General features: G+C 41.6%; 21 protein-coding genes. 17 read left to right on the top strand and 4 right to left on the bottom strand.

Going from position 1 to position 21,920, the window contains the following annotated elements:
- From AC58PQ_RS15995 to AC58PQ_RS16050, 12 genes are all read left to right on the top strand, one after another.
- The gene (locus tag AC58PQ_RS15995) at nt 1-885 is read left to right on the top strand and encodes a carbohydrate ABC transporter permease (RefSeq protein ID WP_497243113.1); all 885 of its coding nucleotides are present in this window, start codon (nt 1-3) and stop codon (nt 883-885) included.
- Between the two features lie 78 nt (nt 886-963).
- A complete protein-coding gene (locus AC58PQ_RS16000) occupies nt 964-2,439 on the top strand; it encodes an extracellular solute-binding protein (protein ID WP_497243115.1) in 1,476 nt (491 codons plus the stop codon).
- A gap of 88 nt (nt 2,440-2,527) precedes the next feature.
- Complete coding sequence (locus AC58PQ_RS16005) at nt 2,528-3,685, top strand: ADP-ribosylglycohydrolase family protein (protein ID WP_497243117.1); 1,158 nt, start codon at nt 2,528-2,530, stop codon at nt 3,683-3,685.
- Nucleotides 3,686-3,693: 8 nt separating this feature from the next.
- Nucleotides 3,694-5,808, top strand: coding sequence for an ADP-ribosylglycohydrolase family protein (locus AC58PQ_RS16010; protein ID WP_497243119.1), 2,115 nt, complete (start codon nt 3,694-3,696; stop codon nt 5,806-5,808).
- A gap of 120 nt (nt 5,809-5,928) precedes the next feature.
- Nucleotides 5,929-6,948, top strand: a complete 1,020-nt coding sequence (locus tag AC58PQ_RS16015; protein WP_497243121.1) for a LacI family DNA-binding transcriptional regulator — start codon at nt 5,929-5,931, stop codon at nt 6,946-6,948.
- Between the two features lie 4 nt (nt 6,949-6,952).
- Entirely contained in the window at nt 6,953-7,861 is a 909-nt protein-coding gene (locus AC58PQ_RS16020) for an HpcH/HpaI aldolase/citrate lyase family protein (protein ID WP_497243123.1), read from the top strand.
- Between the two features lie 7 nt (nt 7,862-7,868).
- Nucleotides 7,869-10,016 carry an acetate--CoA ligase family protein gene (locus AC58PQ_RS16025; RefSeq protein WP_497243125.1) on the top strand — a complete coding sequence of 716 codons (2,148 nt, stop codon included), beginning with the start codon at nt 7,869-7,871 and terminating at the stop codon, nt 10,014-10,016.
- A 10-nt stretch (nt 10,017-10,026) separates the two neighbouring features.
- The gene (gene rbsK / locus AC58PQ_RS16030) at nt 10,027-10,965 is read left to right on the top strand and encodes a ribokinase (protein WP_497243127.1); all 939 of its coding nucleotides are present in this window, start codon (nt 10,027-10,029) and stop codon (nt 10,963-10,965) included.
- 235 nt (nt 10,966-11,200) lie between these two features.
- Nucleotides 11,201-11,500: a YjcN family protein gene (locus tag AC58PQ_RS16035; protein WP_497243129.1), complete on the top strand. Its 300-nt coding sequence runs from the start codon at nt 11,201-11,203 to the stop codon at nt 11,498-11,500.
- A 202-nt stretch (nt 11,501-11,702) separates the two neighbouring features.
- Nucleotides 11,703-12,230, top strand: coding sequence for a hypothetical protein (locus tag AC58PQ_RS16040; protein ID WP_497243131.1), 528 nt, complete (start codon nt 11,703-11,705; stop codon nt 12,228-12,230).
- A 12-nt stretch (nt 12,231-12,242) separates the two neighbouring features.
- Nucleotides 12,243-12,749 carry a DUF402 domain-containing protein gene (locus AC58PQ_RS16045; protein WP_497243133.1) on the top strand — a complete coding sequence of 169 codons (507 nt, stop codon included), beginning with the start codon at nt 12,243-12,245 and terminating at the stop codon, nt 12,747-12,749.
- An 82-nt stretch (nt 12,750-12,831) separates the two neighbouring features.
- Entirely contained in the window at nt 12,832-13,035 is a 204-nt protein-coding gene (locus AC58PQ_RS16050; protein WP_497243135.1) for a hypothetical protein, read from the top strand.
- Between the two features lie 499 nt (nt 13,036-13,534).
- Here the strand turns inward: AC58PQ_RS16050 and AC58PQ_RS16055 are convergent, their stop codons facing one another.
- Nucleotides 13,535-15,385 carry an ATP-dependent nuclease gene (locus tag AC58PQ_RS16055; protein WP_497243137.1) on the bottom strand — a complete coding sequence of 617 codons (1,851 nt, stop codon included), beginning with the start codon at nt 15,383-15,385 and terminating at the stop codon, nt 13,535-13,537.
- Between the two features lie 479 nt (nt 15,386-15,864).
- On the opposite strand from AC58PQ_RS16055, the gene lepB reads away from it, so the two are divergent.
- The 5 genes from lepB to AC58PQ_RS16080 all read left to right on the top strand — a co-directional run bounded on the left by lepB (nt 15,865) and on the right by AC58PQ_RS16080 (nt 19,257).
- On the top strand, nt 15,865-16,671 hold the full coding sequence (gene lepB / locus AC58PQ_RS16060) for a signal peptidase I (protein ID WP_497243139.1): 807 nt from the start codon (nt 15,865-15,867) through the stop codon (nt 16,669-16,671).
- A gap of 70 nt (nt 16,672-16,741) precedes the next feature.
- Nucleotides 16,742-17,821, top strand: coding sequence for a stalk domain-containing protein (locus AC58PQ_RS16065; protein ID WP_497243141.1), 1,080 nt, complete (start codon nt 16,742-16,744; stop codon nt 17,819-17,821).
- Nucleotides 17,822-17,852: 31 nt separating this feature from the next.
- A complete protein-coding gene (locus AC58PQ_RS16070) occupies nt 17,853-18,083 on the top strand; it encodes a hypothetical protein (protein WP_497243143.1) in 231 nt (76 codons plus the stop codon).
- Nucleotides 18,062-18,397 (top strand): hypothetical protein, encoded by a 336-nt coding sequence (locus tag AC58PQ_RS16075; protein ID WP_497243145.1) that lies wholly within the window; start codon nt 18,062-18,064, stop codon nt 18,395-18,397. The genes AC58PQ_RS16070 and AC58PQ_RS16075 overlap by 22 nt, the downstream gene beginning before the upstream one ends.
- Complete coding sequence (locus tag AC58PQ_RS16080) at nt 18,379-19,257, top strand: stalk domain-containing protein (RefSeq protein ID WP_497243147.1); 879 nt, start codon at nt 18,379-18,381, stop codon at nt 19,255-19,257. The genes AC58PQ_RS16075 and AC58PQ_RS16080 overlap by 19 nt, the downstream gene beginning before the upstream one ends.
- 205 nt (nt 19,258-19,462) lie before the next feature.
- On the opposite strand, the gene AC58PQ_RS16085 is transcribed toward AC58PQ_RS16080, so the two are convergent.
- From AC58PQ_RS16085 to AC58PQ_RS16095, 3 genes are all read right to left on the bottom strand, one after another.
- On the bottom strand, nt 19,463-19,993 hold the full coding sequence (locus tag AC58PQ_RS16085; RefSeq protein ID WP_497243280.1) for a hypothetical protein: 531 nt from the start codon (nt 19,991-19,993) through the stop codon (nt 19,463-19,465).
- A gap of 113 nt (nt 19,994-20,106) precedes the next feature.
- On the bottom strand, nt 20,107-21,432 hold the full coding sequence (locus tag AC58PQ_RS16090; protein WP_497243149.1) for an FtsW/RodA/SpoVE family cell cycle protein: 1,326 nt from the start codon (nt 21,430-21,432) through the stop codon (nt 20,107-20,109).
- Nucleotides 21,429-21,761, bottom strand: a complete 333-nt coding sequence (locus AC58PQ_RS16095) for a PadR family transcriptional regulator (protein WP_497243151.1) — start codon at nt 21,759-21,761, stop codon at nt 21,429-21,431. The genes AC58PQ_RS16090 and AC58PQ_RS16095 overlap by 4 nt, the downstream gene beginning before the upstream one ends.
- Nucleotides 21,762-21,920: the final 159 nt, after the last annotated feature.

The following is a 21,920-nucleotide window of genomic DNA, read 5'->3' on the forward strand; positions in this document are numbered from 1 at the left end:
ATGGTAGGTAAAAAGTTTACCTTTCCCAAGTTGTTGATCGGGGCCATCCTATCCGTCCTCACATTGACGATGTTTGTACCGATTATGAACATATTTGCAAGAGCATTCTCGAGCCCTGATAAAGTTCGCTTTATCCACGGCTATAACATTTGGCCAAAGGGATTTTCCCTCATACACTTTGACGTCGTACTAAGCAATCCATTGATAGGCCGCGCGCTCTTGAATTCGTTGTTTATCACCATCGTAGGCGTATGTATCAGTGTATTCTTTACTACGATTACAGCCTATGTATTGACGCGTAAGAACTTGGTCGGCAAAACACCACTCATGATCTTTCTCATTATTATCATGATTTTCGAGCCTGGGATCGTACAGGAATATATGGTGATCAAAGACCTTCATTTGCTGGACAATCTCTGGGTCATGGTGATTTATCGAACAATTAACGTGTTCTACCTCATCATTATGATGCGGTTCATTGAGGAGATTCCCGAAGCATTGTTGGAAGCAGCTAAGATTGACGGGGCTGGACATTTGCGGACGTTTACCCAGATTGTATTGCCGCTTTCTCGTGTCCCCCTGCTAACAATCGGCATGTTCTATTTCGTAGCTAGATGGAATGAATTTTTTAAATCGAGTATTTTCCTCTCCAGTCGTGATAATACGGTTCTACAGGTACTGCTCAGACAGTTCATTGTTGAAGGAGATACCTCCGCTTTGGTTGGCGCGGCCAATCTGATGAAGAATAACAACATTGCCCAACTCGATGTCTCTGCACTAAAGGCGGCTACAATTGTAATCGCGATGGTCCCGATTCTTTTGCTCTATCCCGTTATTCTGAAGCATTTCGCTAAAGGAGTAATGGAGGGCGGTATTAAAGAATAGATGCACTACAAGCACACCACTTAAGCTTTTGCTTTCGATGCCAGTTGTACTGGCTACAAAATTTTAGGAGGAATGACGATGAAAAAAGTGCTACTAACGTCTGTTGCAGCTCTTATGGTGCTGACGACAGCATGCGGTACCAAAAAAGAACCTACAGAAACAACTTCACCAGCGGCTACAAATGCAGCGGCTCAAGGCCCAGTTACACTTAATGTTGTGGCGAAAGATTTCCCTGCTGATGATCCTAACGCTCAGAAGCTGGTTAAAGGTATCGAAGAAGGTATGAAAGCAGAAGGCAAAAACATTAAGCTGAATATTGTGCCTGTGCAAAGCGGTACGTACTCCGAGAAACTGGGTCTTTTATTGCAAAGCGGGAACATTCCTGACTTGATCTATTTCCAAGGCGGAGACTATCAATTTGCAGTTACACAGAAGATTCTAACGGACTTGACGCCTTACATCGAGAAGTCCACGAATGTGAAAGCTTCTATGACTGATTTTAATAAAGAAAGAATGAAGAACTATCCGTACCTCCTTTGGCTTTCACCGATTAACACGCCAGTTCCTGTGGTGCGTCAAGATTGGTTAGATAAAACAGCATCAGGAAAAGAAGTGCTGGCGAATCCAACAATCGATAACTACTATACGTTCTTGAAAGAAGTCAAAGAAAAGAACGGTGCGAAATTCGCCTACACGACAGCTGGTAACCTAGACGAGCTAGATGTAATTTTTGCCCAAGCTTTCGGCTTGACCTCGACATGGCTCAAAGGTGCAGACGGCAAGTATGCTTACAGCAGAACAACGGCCGCCGAGAAAGAGAAATTGGCTTACTATGCAAAGCTATATAAGGAAGGCTTGCTTGATCCGGAATATTTGACGAAAAAGTTCGATACCAAAGAAAAAGCGTTCTACGATGGACAAGCTGCGGTTGTTGCAGGTACACAAGGTAAAGTCGTCGATATCTATAACACGAAAATGACAGGTCAAAATGGTGCGAATGCGAAAATTACGCCTCTTCCACCAGCGAAAGGGAAGGCGCAAGGCTACTTGCCGGTTGACATCAGTAAAGAAAGCCGCGGCTTCGCGATCTCCGCGAATTCCAAGAACAAAGATGCTGCTTTCTCCGTACTTGAGTTCATGGCTTCTACGAAAGGACAAATGCTGGACAAGCTTGGTGTAGAAGGTCAAGAGTACACAATCGTTGATAACAAAATCAAATTAACAGATAAATTTGCTTCTTGGTTCCCGCACTTCGTAGAGTCCACGGTTAATTTCAAACCGGACAAAGCGTTTGATCCAAGCACGCCTTACCTATCTGCTCCCGCAATGAAATCTTTGGAAATGTTCACATCCATGTCAACCAAAGATAATGCATTCATTATGCCAGCCGAGTTGGCTGCGAAGTGGGATGCAGCGCTGGCGTTGTACAAAGGCTTTGCAGCCGATGTGGTAACTGGTAAGAAAACAGTGGCTGATTTCGATAAATTTGTAGAGTCATGGAATGCTGCTGGCGGTAAAGAAGTAACAGAGTACGCGAATAAAACGATTAAGTAAAACGATTAAGTAATAGATGAAGTAAATAGAACTGCAAAGTGTGAGGCAGGGATGCCTCACACTCCCTGTAGAGGGAGTGGAGAGATAAATGATTTCTTTTGCTGAGAGAGTTAAAGGTGTCGTATTCGGAACGGCTTATGGTGATGCTATGGGCGCTGTTGTTGAGAAGTTAACGTATGGTGAGATTAAAAGCAGGTACGGCCGAGTAGATACAACGATGACAAAGTGGTGGAAAGCCGATTGGCCTGAAGCTGCAAGGCTTGGACGAATGAGAGGCGAAGGGATCGTCACAGACGATACATTAATGACGCTTGCTCTGATGAATGTTTATTGCACGGAACAGCGTCACTTGGACGCTTATGATCTTGCCAATGAATTCGTGAAGGAAATCGCCTTCCGACCTAGATATATTCCGGAGTTTGGTAAAGAAGCTTTAATTATGGATAGACTCTTCTATCCGGAGAAGCACATTTTCAACCGCCATGTATTAGCCAATTGCGAGCCGCGCGAAGGCGGTTATGGCAACATGGTCAACTGCGGCGCGGCTATGTATATTGCGCCAATGGGTATCGTTAACGCATGTAATCCGAAGGCAGCTTATGATGAAGCCATTCTTTTTGCTTCGGGGCATCAAGTTAGTTATGGCTTAGAAGCAGCTGGCGTAATGGCTGCTTGTGTAGCCAAAGCGTTTGAGCCAGGAGCTACTATCGAAGATATCGTAAATACAGCTTTGCTCTATGCCAAAGATGGCACCAAAAGGGCCATTCAAGACATCTGTGCGGCTGCTAGTGAGCTGAAACACGTGAAAGAAGATCGCGATAAAGTCGTAACTCGTTTCCATGAAGTTATTCGCAATTATTCACCTATGGGAGACGATGTGACGCGCAGCATTGATAAAGTAGGCATTCCTTCTAATCATTATACACCTAGTCGTTTGTTCGCCATTGAGGAACTTCCGCTAGCATTAGCTTATATCGTTTTACATGATGGGAATTTATTGGAAGCCGTTAAGGATGGCGTCAGCTCAGGCCGTGATACAGATTCGATTGGTGTCATGATCGGTGCCATACTTGGCGCTATGCAAGGCGTTTCAGCGATTCCTGCGTCGGAGATTGCCGTGTTGGAATCAGCGAATAAGCAAGACATCGAGAACAATTGTGATCGATTTGCGGAAGCAGCTAGATCCATTATCGTTCAAGATTTAGAAATGAACGCACGTAGACAAGAACAATTAGTATTTAAATAAGAAGGGCGGTGTTTAGTTTGATTCCATCAAATTATTTGGAGAAGTTGTATGCTGGTTACCTAGGCATGAACATTGGCATCAGGCTGGGTGCACCGGTTGAGCCAACGATTTGGACATATGAAAGAATTAAAAATACGTATGGTGAAATTACGGATTATGTGAAGGATTTCATTAATTTCGCAGCTGACGATGATGCGAATGGTCCGTTTTATTTCCTAAGAGCACTCTATGATGATGCCAAAGATCGCGATATTACGCCGAATGATGTGGCTCGTGCTTGGCTGAACTATACGCGTGAAGGCGTCGGCATGTTCTGGTGGGGCGGTTACGGGATTAGTACAGAGCATACGGCTTATATCAATTTGAAAAAAGGCGTTCCAGCTCCTCAATCTGGTTCCATCGAGCAAAACGGCCAACTCATGGCGGAACAAATCGGCGGTCAAATTTTCATTGATACGTGGGGCTTAGTCAACCCAGGCAACCCGAAGAAAGCGGCTGATTTCGGCGAAGCGGCAGCACGGGTTTCCCATGATGGCGAAGGCGTCTATGGAGCTAGATTTTTCTGTGCGGCGATTGCTGCCGCTTTTGAAACGAATGATATCCATGCGATTATCGAAGCAGGGCTGGCTCAAGTTCCAGCAGAGTCTACGTATAACAGAGTAGCAAGAGCCGTGTTGAAATTCCATGCGGAACAGCCAGACGATTTCAGAGCTTGCCGTGATATGCTTGAGCGGGATTGGGGCTATGATAAGTACAGAGGCGTCTGCCACATGATTCCGAATGCGGGCGTATGTATATTGTCGATGATTTATGGTCAAGGGGACTTCAACCGTACCGTTGAAATTGCTACCATGTGCGGTTGGGATACGGACTGTAATGCAGGTAACGTAGGTACCGTTCTAGGGGTAGCTGCCGGGATCGCGGGAATTGCGGATAAATATCGGAAGCCGATCAATGATTCCATCGTGATGTCAGGTATTTCCGGTTACTTAAACATCTTGGATATTCCAAGCTATGCGAAAGAATTGGCCATTCTTGGCTATCGTTTGGCGGGTGAGCCTTGTCCGCAGGATTTGAAAGATAGCTTCATCGAAAATGAAATCTATTTTGATTTCGAGCTGCCAGGTTCCACGCATAATATTCGGATTTCGGATCCGTTCTTATGTCAGGCTAAGCATTCAACAGAGAAAGCGTTTAAAGGCATGGGAGCGCTCGAGATTGTGTTTGACCGCATGACGCGCGGCGAGAAATCGAGAATTTTCTATAAACCATTTTATACACGTCAAGATTTTAGTGATGAGCGATATTCGCCAGTGTTCTCGCCGAAAGCTTTCTCCGGTCAAACGGTTTCTATGGAAATCTATCTTGACCAATGGGGCGGGAATGAAACGATGGGGATTGCCCCCTATATTCGACTTGCTAAAAGCAAGAAAGAAATTCTGCAAGGCTATGTGAAACTTGTGAATGAAGAGTGGCTTCACGTTGAATTCCAGATTCCTGACTCCGAAGGTGAACTGATCGACGAAGTAGGTATCGTATTGGAAGCCTATTCGACACGTAAACCGAAAAGTCTAGGACGTATTTTCATTGACCAGTTCAGAATTCATGGCAAATCCGACTATTCGATTGACTTTAGTAAGCAATCGATCGATTTTGGCTGCATCACACCGTTTGCTCACAACTTGGGAGCATGGAGTATTGAGAATGGCGCGATGTATCTAATGACGGCAGAAACAGCTGAAGCGTATACGGGCGCGTACTTCGCCAAGGATTATAGCTTTAGCGTAAATGTGAAGCCTCATGCGGGTCATTCCCATTTGGCAGCCGTTCGTGTTCAAGGCGCAATGCGCGGTTATCACGTTGGATTCGACGGCGAGAATGAAGTTTCATTCTTTATTAATGATTTTGGGTACAAAAAGTTAGCGGGCGTTTCATATCCTTGGCAGCATGATCAAGATTATGTTTTCAAAGTAACTGTACAAGGAAGTACAATTACACTATATATTAATGAAGAAGAAGTATTAAAGCATACCGATAACACGTTTGAATATGGTATGTTTGGTGTTAGTTCAATTACTGCGGCAAGGACATCTTATAGCAACATAAGATTAACAGAGATTTAGTAAGATGACACCGCTGAGATGGTAGCTGATAGAGGCCCATTTCAGCGGTTTCCCTTATGCTGTCAGCCAATTGATTTATAATTGAGAAATTCGGTTGCGAATTGGGGATGGGATGAGAACATGGTTCGAGAGAAAAAGCCTACATTAAAAGAAATTGCCGAGCTAGCGGGTGTAACCAAAGCGACGGTTTCCATGGTGCTGAATAATACAGGAAGAGTCAGTCAAGAGCTGCGGGAAAAAGTGAAGCGAATCGCAGATGAGCTTGATTACCGTCCCAATGTTATTGCTCAAGGCTTGGCTCGTCAGCATATGAAGCTGATTGGCATGGTGATCCCTTCCTTTCATGATGACTTTAGTCATGAGGTGTTTTTGGGTATAGAAAATTACGCCAAAGAGCGTGGCTATAAAATTTTGGTAGGTCTCACGAACAATGAGGGCGAAGCAGAAGACAGCATTATTGAAGAATTTTTGCAGCTAAATAGTGCGGGTCTGATTATCCATCCTTCTCCGAATGTTGATAGTAAAGACCGAATGTATCGTAAGCTTCAGCAAGAGAAGGTTCCTTTTGCTTTCTATACGCGTTATCCCATAGATGGTAATACCGATTATAACCGTGTACTCTGTGACGATGTTCTTGGAGGACAATTAGCTACTCAGCATTTAGTTGAAAAAGGACACAGGCGGATTGCCTTTTATACCAATCGCTATGTGAAAAATACGAATGACTCCATCAATAAGAAAAAGGGTTATGAATTGGCGCATCAAGAAGCTGGGCTGCCCGTTGATTCTCAGCTTTCGGTAAGCTCAGAGATGTTCTCGGAAGAGCATCCGATCAGCGACTGGGTTCGCGAGCATCAAGTAACAGCCATTTTTGTTTCAACGGATTATACAGCCATTAATATCATGGAAAGGCTGCAGAATAGCGGCATTCGGATACCTGAGGATGTTGCGATCGTAGGTTACGATGATATTCGCATGGCGAAGTTATGTACACCTAAGCTGACAACGGTCCGAGTACCTAAGAAGGAAATCGGAATGAAGACAGCGGAAATGGTATTATCCATGATCGAGCATCCGATCGTGCGTCACAATCATGAAATGATCGAGACGCCAGAGCTTGTAGTCAGAAGGAGCAGTTAAGCCAATGGAAACGAAATTTGTACGAAATCGCATTGAAAAAGTAAGACGTTCTACGCTCATTGTCCCTGGCAATGTGGAACGGTTTATTCAGAAAGCGGTAACGCGCGGTGCGGACACGGTACAGCTGGATTTAGAAGATAGTGTTCCTTACGATCAGAAGGACATTGGCCGTCAGATGGTGCGTGAGGCGCTGAACACGCTGCCGTTATCTTCGACACAAATCAATGTTCGATTGAACAATGCTTGGGAGATGTGTGAAAAGGATTTGGAATGCTGTGTAGCCCCACGGTTGCATAGTGTGACCATTCCTAAAGTTGAAGATGTCGCTATCATTCGTGACGTTGAAGCGAAGCTGACGGATTTGGAGCGGGAGCGCGGATTGTCCAAAGGCCATACGGAAATCTCAATCCTGATTGAATCAGCCTTAGGACTGTCTCGATTAGGTGAGTTGCTGGCAGCGAGTGATCGCATCAGCACAGTGACGCTTGGCAATGAAGATTTCTGTCTGGATTTGGGCATTGAAGCCTCGCCAACAGGGGAGGAACTATTCCCCTATTATGCGCAGGTTGTTTTACAAGCACGTATTCATCAGGTGATGCCGCTTGGTTTCGTATCCTCAATTGCCGATTATCGTAGTTTAGATAACTTCAGGCGCTTAGCTGAGAAAAGTAAACAACTCGGATTTATGGGCAGCTCCTGTATTCATCCAGACCAAGTGGCTATTCTGAACGAGGTATACACCCCGCGGCAGGAAGAGCTGGATAAGGCTATTGGCATTGTTGGGGCGTATGAAGAAGCACAGCAGCAGGGCAGATCGTCCTGTTCTTATATGGGTAAAATGATTGATCCACCTGTTTATTTGCGGGCGCAATTTTTACTGAAACGCAACACGATTTTAGTTAGCAAGGAGTGAATGGCAGATGAACAAAGCTCTTCATCGTATGTTGAATCCGATATCAATAGCGGTCGTCGGTGCCAGCGAGAAAATGAATTACGGCGGCAGATTAATGAAAAATTTGCTGACGCAAGGCTATGAGGGGAAATTATTTCCCATCAATCCAAAAAGTAAAGAAATATTCGGCGTACCGTGTTACGCTTCACTTGATGACATACAGGCAGAGATCGATCTAGCAGTCATTATTGTAAAAGCCGAGGCAATCGAGTCCTTGTTGGCGCAATGCGAGGCTAAGCAAGTGGGTTCTGTCTTAATTATCAGTGCCGGATTTAGGGAGTCAGGAACAGAGGAAGGCGAACAGCGTGAGCGTTTGCTAACCGCATGGTCGGAACGCACAGGCATCCCGATCTGTGGGCCCAACTGCTTAGGAATCAGCTCAAGCACGGCTTACATGTGGGCGAGCTCTGCTTCCTCCATTGGTGAAAGCAAGCGTGCCGGCGGATCTGTCGGACTTATTTCGCATAGCGGAGCTACGGCATTCGGACCTTTGCTTAATCGCGCCAATGATTATGGTGTTGGTTACCGTTACATCGTTTCGACTGGCAATGAGGCAAGTGTCTCGATGGCACAATTTGCCGATTTCATGCTGGACGATCCGGATGTGAAAGCCGTCGGACTTTTTATTGAAGGCATCAAAGACGGGAGAGCCTTCGCTAAGCTGGCTGATAAAGCGCTTAAGCTAGGGAAACCGATTATTACCTTGAAGATCGGTGAATCTGCTGTCGGACAAAAAGCAGCAGCTAGTCACACTGCGTCGATGACGGGTGACCAGCAGGTGTTTGATGCATTCTGCCGTCAAAAAGGGATTCTGGCAGCAAAGGATTATGAAGAGTTCATCGCGCTTGTGAAAAGCAGTGAATATAGCAAACCGCTTATGGGACGTCGATTTGCAGTATTATCGCATTCCGGCGGCATCGGCGGGTTCGTTGGCGACAAAATGGGCGCAGCGGGGCTCAGCGTACCCCAACTGCAGGCCGATACGGTTTCGCGCATTGATACGCTTCTTACTGGTTTCGGGACGGCGAATAATCCGCTCGATTTGTCGGGTACGATGCAAACTGAACAAATTCTCGACATTCATGCTGCGCTTGAAGGTGAGGCGGAATTGAGCGGGATTGTGTACGCTACGCATGGTAAATCTCCACTTACAGAACGTCTTGGTGCCCTAGACCGTTCGTCGAATAAGCCGTTGTACTGGTTGTGGACAGGAAGTCTAGAAGATCCTGAATTGCAAGCTGTAAAGAAGCTTCCTATTCCGCTCTTCTTTAATCCGAAGCAATTAGCGTCCACGCTTACGCGATTAGTAGAATTTTACGAACGTTCCCGGGATGCTGAGTTAAGTGGTGAAACTGTTAATAACCGTACGACAACGGATGGCGCGGCGCAATTGCAGGCATTTGCTAACCAGACAAGTTCATTAACACTGACGGAGATCGAAGGCAAGCAGGTGCTGCAATCGGTCGGCATTTCGGTTCCAGAGAGTTTCTTCTTAGCGGTTAACGGGGATATTGCCTCTTTCCTAAACACGATGCCATTCGATGGCAGACGTTATGTGGCGAAGCTCGTGTCACGAACGATTACACATAAAAGCGATAGCGGCGGCGTAGCTTTGAACTTGAAGCAGCCGGAGCAAGTGCGAGAATTCTTTGAGCGTCGTATTCAGCACAGTACTGATGACGCAGCTGATGTGGATGGGATGCTTTTGGAGGAAATGGTCGGGGATAAAGTGGAATTGATCTTGGGGTCGACCAATGACCCGATCTTCGGACCCGTCGTTCTGATCGGACTTGGCGGTGTGCTTACCGAGCTGTTCCAGCTAGTGACCTGGCGTGTAGCTCCGTTCGACAAAGAGGAAGCGAAGCGAATGCTCGGCGAGATTAAGGGACTTCTGACGTATCTACAAGGCTTCCGCAACATGCCGGAGACCGATATGGATGCCTTGCTTCAAACCTTGGAAACCTTCTCCTACTGGGTATATGATCAGCAGGATACGATTGAGAGTGTAGAGATAAATCCGCTTGCTGTGTTACCAAAAGGTGAAGGTGTGAATGCACTCGACTGTGTCATTACCTTGAAGTCCGGGGTTGAACAGCCGATATACAGTGAAATCTAGGGGGTGTAACATGCAGACAAAAACTGCGAAAATCGTCGTGGTCGGCAGCATCAATATCGATCTTGTCGTGAAGTCTGAACATATTCCAGTCGCAGGAGAGACCGTGACGGGACAGGAATTCGTCATGATCCCCGGCGGAAAAGGAGCGAACCAAGCGGTTGCTGCCGCGAGGCTAGGCGCACAGGTTGAAATGGTTGGCTGCGTGGGCGGCGACCCGTTCGGGAAGCAAATGCTGGAGCAATTAGCCAATGAAGGCGTAGGAACCTCTTACGTTTTGACGGATTCTCAGCAAACGACGGGGGTAGCGCTCATTCAAGTGCAGGATGGTGAAAACCGGATTACGGTTGTCCCTGGTGCGAATGCTAGTGTAACGCCTGCGCATGTGGAGCGTGCCAAGGATGTGTTTGTTGGCGCGGATATCTTGCTTGTCCAACTTGAGATTCCTCAAGAGACGGTTATGCGTGCGGTTCAGCTTGCCAAAAGCCACGGCGTGAAAGTGATCTTGAACCCTGCTCCAGCGGCAGTGCTGCCGGAAGAGATATGGCCGTTCGTTGATTTGGTAACACCCAATGAGACAGAGGCAGCAATTCTGACTTCTGGACAGGCAGCGGGTGCAGATGATCAGCAGTCATTGGAGATTATGGACGTGCTGCGGAGCCTGACGAAGACCGACGTCATCATCACCCAAGGGGAAAAAGGAGTTTCCTACCACCTGAATGGCGCGGCAGGAACCTATCCTGCCTATCGGGTGAACGTGGTGGACACAACGGCCGCTGGCGATTCCTTCAATGCCGCATTGGCGGTGTGGCATGGAGAAGGTTACACCCTTGAGCAATCGATCGCGTATGCGGCGAAAGTAGGCGCACTGACCGTATCACGTTTCGGCGCTCAAACCTCACTGCCAACTCGACAAGATGTGGAGTCATTTGAGGGTAGCTTTAACAAGTAGATTTAGGAGTAAAATGAACGGAACTGAACCAGCAGACATTGCGTTTGCTGGTTTTTTTGCGTGCGGTTACGGGTACTGTTTGTTTGTGATTCAACAGCTCTCAGAAATAGAATAACTGAAAAACCTCCATCGGGTGATTTGTAGGTTGGTCGGAATTCCCTACAGATACAACTTAAATAATGGGAATAACGTCAAATTAATAGGCATGCTTGTGAAAGAGCGAAGGAGTGATTGCGTGAAATTTTTAATCCGAAAATACAAAAGGGCAAAGCAGATATGGCTGATATCCAGTATGTCACTTCTGATTGTTTATTTGTTTCTACTTCCTTTTCCAACGGCTGAATTAACGGTAAGAAGGCATATTTTCTTTTCTTTACATCCCATCAAAGCTTTCAGTGCACAGGTAACAAAGACAGGCAGTACTTCGTTTGGTGGGGCCAACTTGTACAATGTTAGCGAATTATCGCGATCCTTTATTTGGGTGAAGAAGAATTGGTTAGGCTATCGTGTGATTGCGGATGGAACTGGACCATAGCGTGTTGAGGGCTGCCCTATTAGGGGTAGCCCTTTTTGTAGTTCCAATCAAATCCTTTTTTTTGAAGCAGCCCTCCCCGACAAGGAAAGGACTGCTTTTTTCCATTAGCTAGACAGACATATCACGATGCGAACGTGATAGAATAGAACTGATTCTTATGTTGAATAGCATGAAATCCGAGGAATGATAAGGAGAGCCAAACGTGAATATAGATATGGGTAACTTAGCTGCTGTAACTGAAAAATTGGAGCAATCCGGCATTAGCTACTCTTTGGGTGGCAGTGGTTTAATGCTTAGCTTGGGTTTAACAAACACGGTGGGTGACTGGGATATTATGGTTGAAGCCCCTAAAGATCGTGTTTTGAATGCGCTACAGAACGACAAAGTGGAAGAAATAATCAGTGGAGATTATCCATTTGGAACCGCATATAAGCTAGTCGTTCATAGCGATGGACCACAAGTGGAAATCATCGGTGGGCTCTCGATCTATACCCATGGAGGACTGTGCAAGCTACCTTCCATCCCGAGTTTCACTTGGAACGGCATACACGTTGGCAGTCCCGAAGTCTGGTATGTTGCCTATTCGCTAATGAAAAGGATGGAAAAGGCAGCAATATTGCTTTCTTATTTGAGGGAAGCCGGTGCTAAGAAGGAAATTATTCACATACTGATGAATGAGCCGCTGCCTGATGAGCTATTGGGCGAAATCAGGTCGCTTATTGAAACTTAGAAGGACGAAACCATGGAAAATCAAATCACAATTCAGGCGTTAAAGTATGGAAATCTTCTACATTATGAATGGGACACAACCTTATTAGAAAAAACGGATTCACACATCGTTGTGTTGGGTGAGTACGGCAGAAAGCTGCATCATTACACGAAGCGAAAAGTGTTTACAGTCGAGAATTGGACCCTTGAATTTTTCTCGTTTGATTCTTGGTTTACGGTTAGCGCTGATGTCGTTGACGGTAAATTCGAACAATTTTATTGCAATATTAACCAGCCAGCAGTGATGAGGGGGAACACCGTTTCTTTTGTAGATTTGGATCTAGATTACGTGCAGAGGAACGGTATCTGGCAGGTTGTTGATGAAGATGAGTTCGCATCCCATGCGATTAAATTTGGATATCCAGATGATCTAATCCATCAAGCCGAACAAGAGTTAGTGGCCTTAAAGGACAAGGTTAGAAGAAAGGAATTTCCATTTGATGGATATCTCGAAAAGTTTATGGATTGTATTCCTAGGTAATGTCGTAGCTGGGTTATGTCTTTATTTGGCTTGGAATAGGTTATAATGGACATATCATGACTTGTTTGGAGGTTAATGCACAATGACAATTATGACTTTTCTTATTGTTGGATGGATATTAAATTGGTTCAAATTCGAAAGATTGATCATTCAAGCTTTTAAGGAGCTATTTAACAAAGAAATAACAAAGGCATCTTACTATTTCTTGTTTTTTGCTGTTGGTGTGTTTGGTGATGTGGTGTTACTGATTCAAGGTGCGTACTACGACTATTTTTTGTATAAATAATGCTGCAAGCCGATTTCATACGCGAGTTAGTCGGTTTAGCCCGAAATAGCCCAATTAAATCGACCCATACTACCCTCACGCATGGAGAGTGGATAGATAATTCGGCTGAATCGGACTATAGGTCCTTTTTAAAAAGGAATCCTCGTTTTAACTCGGAGATATCGGACTAAAACAGCATCCGGCGTGGAGGCAAAACGTAAAGGAGCTAAGCGCATTTAAGTGGCTTAACTTATTTTTTTTTGTTATTTTTCATAAATATCTGTAAATGTTTCAAATTTATTTTATTGTAGTTTTTGTTTCAGAAACTTTGATATACAAGAAAATGCATAAATATATAGTCTCTAAAATAGCATGAACCTTAAGAATCAATACAAGTATAAATTCCATAAAAATGTCCTTGACCCGATATAATGGAATGTAAAATAAAAGGTTCCACACAGAAAAACCCCATGGAATATCTATTACATTCCATGGGGTTTCATTATCAATGATTACTTAATTATTGTGCTATTTTAGTCGGTTGCAGCATTTTTTCAATTGTATTGAAAATTTTCTCGAAATTGTCGGTAGTTTCTTTCTGCAACTTAATTTCTAAGTGCTTAGCTTTAATACTATCGTAGAACTTTCTTGCGAGTATTACTTTATTGCCATCAGCTTTCTTTGAATTTAATATTACTGTTTCAGTTTCTTTAATAAGATCTTCATTTAATACATATTTGTAAAAATCAGCAGATGTTACTAAATCCTCAATGGCAATATTTTTTTCAGATACAAATAAAATTTCTCTATTTTCTTCAAATCCAAGTTTATCTTTTAGTTTTTTAGCTACGCCTTTGCCTTGTGTGTCATTGTCTAGTAGGCAGATTATAGGAACACCCCAGCCAAATAAAATTGAAGCAATATTGGGGATTTGGTCAACACCTACAGAAGGAATGATTGTAAAACTATAGTTCTTATTTAAATATTCTTTCATTCCTTGAAGGTAATAATAATCCGAAATTCCTTCTGTTACTAAATTTAATTTGGAATTCACACCTAAACCTTGAGATAGATCATAACCAATTGATGTGATAATGGGAGTTAATGTATCTTTATCGGACACTTTTTGAATCTTTGATTCTATTCTCGTGTGGCCATCTTCTTTCAATACTAACCTTATATCATTTAATCTGTCTGAATTAAGTAGATAAGGGCTGTGAGTTGTGAAAACAATTTGGTTTTTTATAGCTATAGAATCTAGGACTTCAAGCATGTCTTTTTGGGCTTTTGCATGAAGATATAGTCCAGGTTCATCAATTAATATAATTGCATTCTCTGACTTATTCTCTGCCATTAATGTTAAATAAAACGATAGAAACCATTGAAATCCTTGACTACGTTGATTTGGTGTAAAAGGGTCATTATTCTCTTGGTCGTATAAGAAAAAACTAATCTCATCATTATCCACCTCAATTGTAAGTCTAACATCATTTTGTTTATAAAAAGACGAGAAGTCACCCGTAATTTTAGAAGAAGCTTTATTTACAAGTTGCTTTCTTATCTGTTTCGAAGTCTCGTTAAAAATTTGCTCAGGTTTTATTTCAACTAAATTAAAAAAACGATTAACAATATTACTTTCTATAACTGAATTACTATTTACACTTGCAGGTAACATATCAGTAAACGAATCAAAGATTATAATCTTTGGTAAATATTCATTTTTAATTTGTTTTGCCGAAATAGTTTTTGTGAACATATTATGCGAATCTAAACTTTCATTTAGAACTTTCAATTTGTCATTTTGTATGTTCATTGAGTTATTTGGATTTAGTATATATTCTGCTGTTTTAATGACATCATCTTTATGATTATTTATTTTGCTAAATTCAGCTAGAGAGCTTTGGTTAATATCATTTGAACTAATTAAATCATCAATATCTTTTTTTAATCGTTCTTTCCAGTATTCTTGTTCCTTCTTTTTTATAACATCTATTAATGTTATGTAATTTCCTTCAATTTTTGTTACTCCATTTGAATTTCTTGTAATGATGCAATCATAACTAGCTTCTTTATCTATATTTTCAAAGGAATATTCTTCTTCCTTCAAGTTTAGTATTTCCCTATACAAATTGAAAATTTCGTATTGATTAAAAATAAAGCAAATGGTGATCTCGGGTTCATTTCTATCTACTGAGTTAACAAAATCAGCTTTGTTTATTTTTCCACTTGAGAATGCCTTCAAAGCTAAAAGTATATTACTCTTACCAGATTCATTTTTTCCTGCAAAAACTGTAATGTTCTTATTAAGATAACATTTACCGCTATCAATAATTGAACGGAAATTTTTTATTTGAAACCAGTTAATATACATTGATTTATTTCTCCCTTTTCCACTTTATGTATATAAGTATAAAGAAGAGTGTTCCATATTTCTACATATTTCTCGATAAGTTTAATACAATAAATTTAAAAGAAATTGAATCGATATTAAGGACTAAGCGGATAATTGTTTATTCTTGAATATTTTCGCATAGAATTATTTTTCAATAAATAGAAAAATTTGATACACATAGTTGAGTTAGACTAGGAGAAATTCAATAAATAATGAATTCTGAAAGAAAAAATACGGAGCACCGTGGGTTGCGGGCTCCGTTTTCTAATAATTTATGGAATATCAATTTTTTGAAATTCACGATATACACGTACATAGCACAGTGTAATCTAACTAATGACATTGCGAATTTCCATAATGGTGTAAGTTTTCGTTAAAGAAGGAGGGATTTATTTAGTTTACACGAATTGGTAGAACATGGTTCAAGACTCATATTTTAAAAAGAAGGGTGTAAACAAATGGAACAAGTTGAAGTAGAAATACCTAATAAAAGAAGGAATCCTTTTCTTGCAGCCTTACTTTCATTATTAGTTCCGGGATTAGGGCAGCTTTATAATGGTCAACTTCGTAAAGCGCTTCTTATATTGATCACACGATATTCGCTCATATTTATTCTTCTTTTTACTGGAATGTTAAATCATTTTTATGGTTATGTAACTTTGATCGTCATAGGGGTATGTATTTACTTTTATTCTGTTATAGATGCAATTGTTGTTTCCATTTTAACGAAAAAAATTACACTTTCCAGATTTCAACGCGGCTATATTTATCTTCTAGTTATTGTAGTTTCTATTGGATATTCCTTATTAGTTGATACTAAAAGTTTAGTAGGGATGAAAGCTGAGATTACTTCGGGTCCTTCAATGGCCCCTACACTTCAAACGGATGAACGTTTTGTAATTAAAACCCACTCTAATAGTTTTGAGAAGGGTGATATTGTCGTATTTTGGCGTCCAGATGGAAGACAGCAGCAATTTGTAAAACGGATCATTGGGGTCGGAGGAGAAATGGTAGAATTGAAAGAAGGGAAGGTCATCGTAAACGGACAGGAAATTAATGAGCCTTTCATCATGAACTCGCCACAGTTTAATGTTGGTTGGGGACCTAAGAAAATTCCAGAAGGACATTATTTTGTGCTTGGAGATAATCGCGATAATAGTTTAGACAGTCGTAACTTCGGGCCAATATCCGAAGAATCAATTATAGGTAGAGCTGAATTTATTTACTGGTCTAAGGATGTTACGAGGTTAGGAAAAGAATTATAAGCGTAGTTAGAAATGTAACATGAAGAAAATATTAAACATATTTATGAATCCTGTGGAGGTACAAATAAAGATGAAGAACAAAGTGATTACTTCACTTATCTTATTGGCATGCTTATTGGTTCCTACAAATTCAATGGCTAAGGAAACTATTATTGAGGACGCTAGCCTCGAGTCAGCTATCAAAAATAAGTTGAATGTCACTGAATTATCTAAAGAGAAACTGAGTGAATTGCACTACCTCTTAATATATAAGGACAATAATATTGAATCCTTAAATGGATTGGAGTACGCAACTAATCTCGGACAATTCTTAGTTCAATACAATCAGATTTCGGATTTAAAGCCGATTGTAAATTTAAAAAACTTATGGTTTCTAAGTTTGAATCATAATGAAATAACGGATATTTCTGCAATAGCAAATCTAAATAGGCTTAACTCCTTAGGATTGGATTATAACAATATTGTAGATATTAGCGCATTAAAGGGGCTTAGGCTTGGGAGTTTGTCTTTAGAAAGTAATTCGTATTTAAAAGATATTTCCGTTTTGAATCAGGTGCAAAATATCCATAAACTTGACCTTGCTAATACTTCAATTACTGATCTGACCCCACTAGTAACTCATCCTATCAATTCATTGAACATTTGTGATACCGAGATCTCAGACTTGTCTCCATTAGAAAAAATCCAGAGTTTAAAAACATTATATATTAAGAATGTACCTTTAGACACAAGAGCAGAAGAGGTATTAAATCACTTGAAAGATAAAGGTGTAGAAATTATTGTTCCAGAAGAATTGATGTCCAAAAGTAACATTAAAGTAAATGGTGAGTTACAAAAATTTGATGTGCATCCTACACTTTCCTATGATAGAACTATGGTGCCTATGAGATCAATCTTTGAGCTTTTAGGTGCCGATGTAAGCTGGGACGAACCGACCAAGAGTATAACAGCAAAAACAAACACAAATGTAGTGAAATTAACAGTAGGATCAAGAAAAGTATTGGTTAACGATAAAGAGATGTATTTTGAAGTTAAACCACAGCTTTATATGAACACAACGATGGTTCCACTGCGATTCATAACCGAGACATTAGGAGCCACATTGGATTGGGAAGAATCAACTTCAACGATAAACATCAAAACAAAATAGAGATTAGATAAATTGGAGGGGATATTGTTAAATGTTTAAGTTATTACAACGTACATTTGTAGCTATTGTAGCCCTAAGTGTATTTACAATCCATTTCTCAATTAATAGCTATGCAGAAACTGAAAGTCACGGTGATGTTATTCAGATTTCATCTGGAGATTATTTTAACTTGGCGTTACTTGTTGATGGTACAGTATGGTCTTGGGGTGATAACACATTTAGACAACTAGCCATGGGGACATGGTCTGGGGAAAATTGGTAAATGGAGAACCATTTTCAATTAATGAAATTGGTGGTTTGAATCATGATAAAGCAACTCCAACCAAAGTTAAGGAACTTTCTGATGTGGTAGCTGTTTCATCTGGAGTCAACCATGTTCTAGCTCTTAAGGAAGATGGTACTGTTTGGGCATGGGGGCAAAATTATTCAGGTCAACTTGGCATTGATGACCCCTATGTATTTATTAATAATACTCCATCTCAAGTAATAGGGATTGAAGGCATCACTCAAATAACCGCTGGAAGTCTGTTCAACGTTGCACTAAAAAAGATGGAACAGTGTGGACGTGGGGTTTAAACTCTTCCGGATCTATAGGGAATGGGTCTACTGACAACCTACAAATTTATTACAATCCTGTTCAGGTAAAGAATTTTAGTAATAATATTAAGTCTATCGAATCACTTGGGCGAGATTCTAATTTTGCAATCACCTATGATGGCTCGGTGTGGCAATGGGGTTCAGATATCTTTAAACTTTTAAGAAATAATAACACCACTCCAAATTATACACCAGTTAAAGTTAAGGAAATAAACGGAGTTAAAACCATCCTTCTATCAAGACAGAGGAAGTATGAAGATCATTCTATTGTAATTCTGAAAGAAGACGGTACAGTTTGGGGAAATGGAAAGAATAGTCTTGGTCAACTGGGTGACGGCACTCATACTGTGGCTCTTGATCAGAACGGTAATGTGTGGGCTTGGGGATTTAACCAAGTTGGGCAAGTTGGCCCTGGAGGATGGAGCTTTAATGAACCACAAAGAGTGGATATTCCTAAAGTATTGAAAGTAAAGTTAAATGAACAGTACTTATCTTTCGACCAATATCCAGAAATCATTAATAATACGACAATGGTTCCATTGAGAAAAACTTTTGAATCTCTAGGTGCAACTGTGAAATGGGAAAATGCAACTCAAACTATTATTGCCTCAAAAGGGAATAAAGAAATGAAACTGATTATTAATCAAGATACCGCTTATATTAATCAAGATACTGCTTATATTAATGAAGATGCTATAATCTTAGAGCAAGCGCCACTGATCAAAAATGATTCCACTCTAGTTCCACTTCGTTTTATTACTGAATCATTTGGTGGAAGTGTCAAATGGGATGAGAAAACAAGAACTGTTGATTTGCTGGTAAAAGAAGCATATTTATAACCAAATACTTTCTGTGTATATTTATGCATAAACTTTATATTGGGTTAAATTTTTTTTCTAACGAATTCTGTAACAAATCGCTAATTTCGTCGCGGCGAATAGAAAATTCTAATGAATTCTGAAACAACAAAAACGGAGCGCTGCGGGCTCCGTTTTCTAATTAATTCTGGAATATCACACTCCTCTTTCATTTTTACACCAGATGCTACTTCGCATTCTTCTTACGCTTGCTTGCCAACGTATTCGAAGCCTTTCCATTCCCGCCAACAGCGTGTTGCTGCTTAGTTCCAGGGCTATCGATGGCTGAGTTAGTCCCGCTCGTGCTGTACGTTCCAGCGCCGCTGGCGACTTGAGTGGCAGAAGCGTTAGCTTCACGCTTAGGGAGCTTAACGACTTGATCATTAATGACGACGATGATTTCTTTACCCTTACGGCGTATTTTAGATAGGTTTTTGCTATCATGAAATCCGCCTTTGGTGCTCTTTACAAATTTGTTCTTCGCTTTGCCGCCCGCCCCAACGCTTTGCTGTTGCTGACTATGCGGCGATTTAATAGCGGCGTTACTGCCATCTGCGCTGTTCCGGCCTGCACCACTTGCGAGCTGCGTTGTGTTAGGGGCGTTCGTAAATTGATGGTTGATGACGAAAACCAGTCTATCAATGCCATGAATCGGTGATTGCGTAATGATGCGTTTTTTCCCTTTTTCAATAATAATTGTGAGACGGTCTGATTTCATAGCCACACAGATCCTCCCCATAGGTGTTTTCTCTTAACTATATGTCTGTAGGACAAATTGGTACGAGATAGTGGCTGAGTGGGTGGAAATAGAACCGCGTCACCTAAATATATCTAGGAATATCGCCATATCCCGAGGTCTTTACGTCTATAGACGCTGAACATGAGACCAATAGCTATAAATTGAAAAATGACAAGCGGTCCACTATAGCTTATAAATGGGAGTTGAAAAGAGCTATAGGGAGCTAAGCCCATAGACATGAGCATACTCCACATATACTGCGTAATAAGCAAGGTCAGCAGGCTAGAAACTAAAGCTTTTCCGTAGGGATCTCTCACCTTCCGAGAAATGCCAAGCATTTGCTGGACGAATAGAGATACCATAATCACCATGGCAATACCAGCCCCCCAGCCGAAACAATAGATGAGGAAAGGAAACATCATTTCGGCTTGAAGCAAGGGCAAGGTGTGAATGGGCGCTCCAAATCCATGCCCCCACCAACCAGCGGAATGCATCGCTATTTTGGACTGGGTGACTTGATAATTTAGCTGATCATCAGTTGGATTGATAAAAGCGAGTAGACGGTTTATTTTATATTGACCATACAGGAGCAAACCAACGCTAGCAGTAAGTAGACTACAATGAGCAATCAGGATGGTTCGCTTCATTTTCAAAACCAGTAACAAGGTCATACATCCTATAAAGAATAGAACGAAATTCGCTATAGAATGTGTTTTTAAAATGAAGAAACTGGGCAACCAGACGGTTCCTACGTTGATCCAACTCTTACGAGCGAATGCACGGAGGGAGGATTCGTTAGCAACGATCCGAGAGGGTGTGCTCCAAATACCAGCTAATGCGATAAGTAGCAAGTAAGGGGATAGCGCAGAGATACTCAGTTGAAAATGTCCCAATCCCAGATAGCCTCTTAATCCATTAATCGCGTTCCCAGATAGCACGACATAGCAAAGTAACATTATTGTAGCTAAATAGAGTCCCCATGAGTACCTTGCGAACTTGCTATAGTTACTGAAGCCAATCATCAGCATGATGCATGAACCTGTGACCAAATATATAATTTGTTTCTGCCCTATGGTACTGATACCTATACGATGGGATACTGCAGCTTGAACAGAAAATATGGCGACTAACCCAATCGTCATAAAAAGAACGACCATGGCAAGCAATCCCCAGTTAAATTGAGGCCGATGAGCAAGGTGAAACTGCTTGCCAATGACATCAGGAGTTCCCATTTGAGCTATCGACTCCTTAACAGCCGCATCCACATCAATTCCAGCACCCAGCTTCTCCTCAATTAACTCCTGCAAATGACTTTCAAGTTCCATACGCACTTCTTCGTGTACTTCTTTTGCTCTAATTTCACGACAAACCTGTTTCAGGAACGTAGTGACCTCCTCGTATTGACGAAAGCTACTCATACACCGCCCTCCCCAAGCACACGATCAACCGTATTGCGAAAAAGTGACCATTCTTGCTTCTTCACCTTGAGCTCGCCCTTGCCTGCCTTCGTTATGCGATAATTCTTACGCTTCCGTCCATCTTTCTCATCCCAATACGCTTCAACATATCCCTCAGACTCAAGTGTGTGCAAAATAGGATAAAGCGTACCCTCCTTTAATGTGAACACGCCATCGGAGTGTTTTTCCATCTCTTTGGTCATCTCGTACCCGTACATGTCCTTACGATCCAAAAGGGTAAGAATCAGGATGACCGTGCTTCCTTTCATGAGCTCTTTACTGATTTTCATGAATACATGGGGCTCCTTTCTTGACTATAGAATTACGATGCATCGATTATCTATGTATAGTATAAAACAAAAGGAAGATATTGGCAACACGTGACAAATTCAGTCCATGAATCGGATAAAATCGGATATGTACAATGGTATTTAAGCACTTTATAATTG

This window comes from Paenibacillus sp. J22P143 (assembly GCF_059692035.1).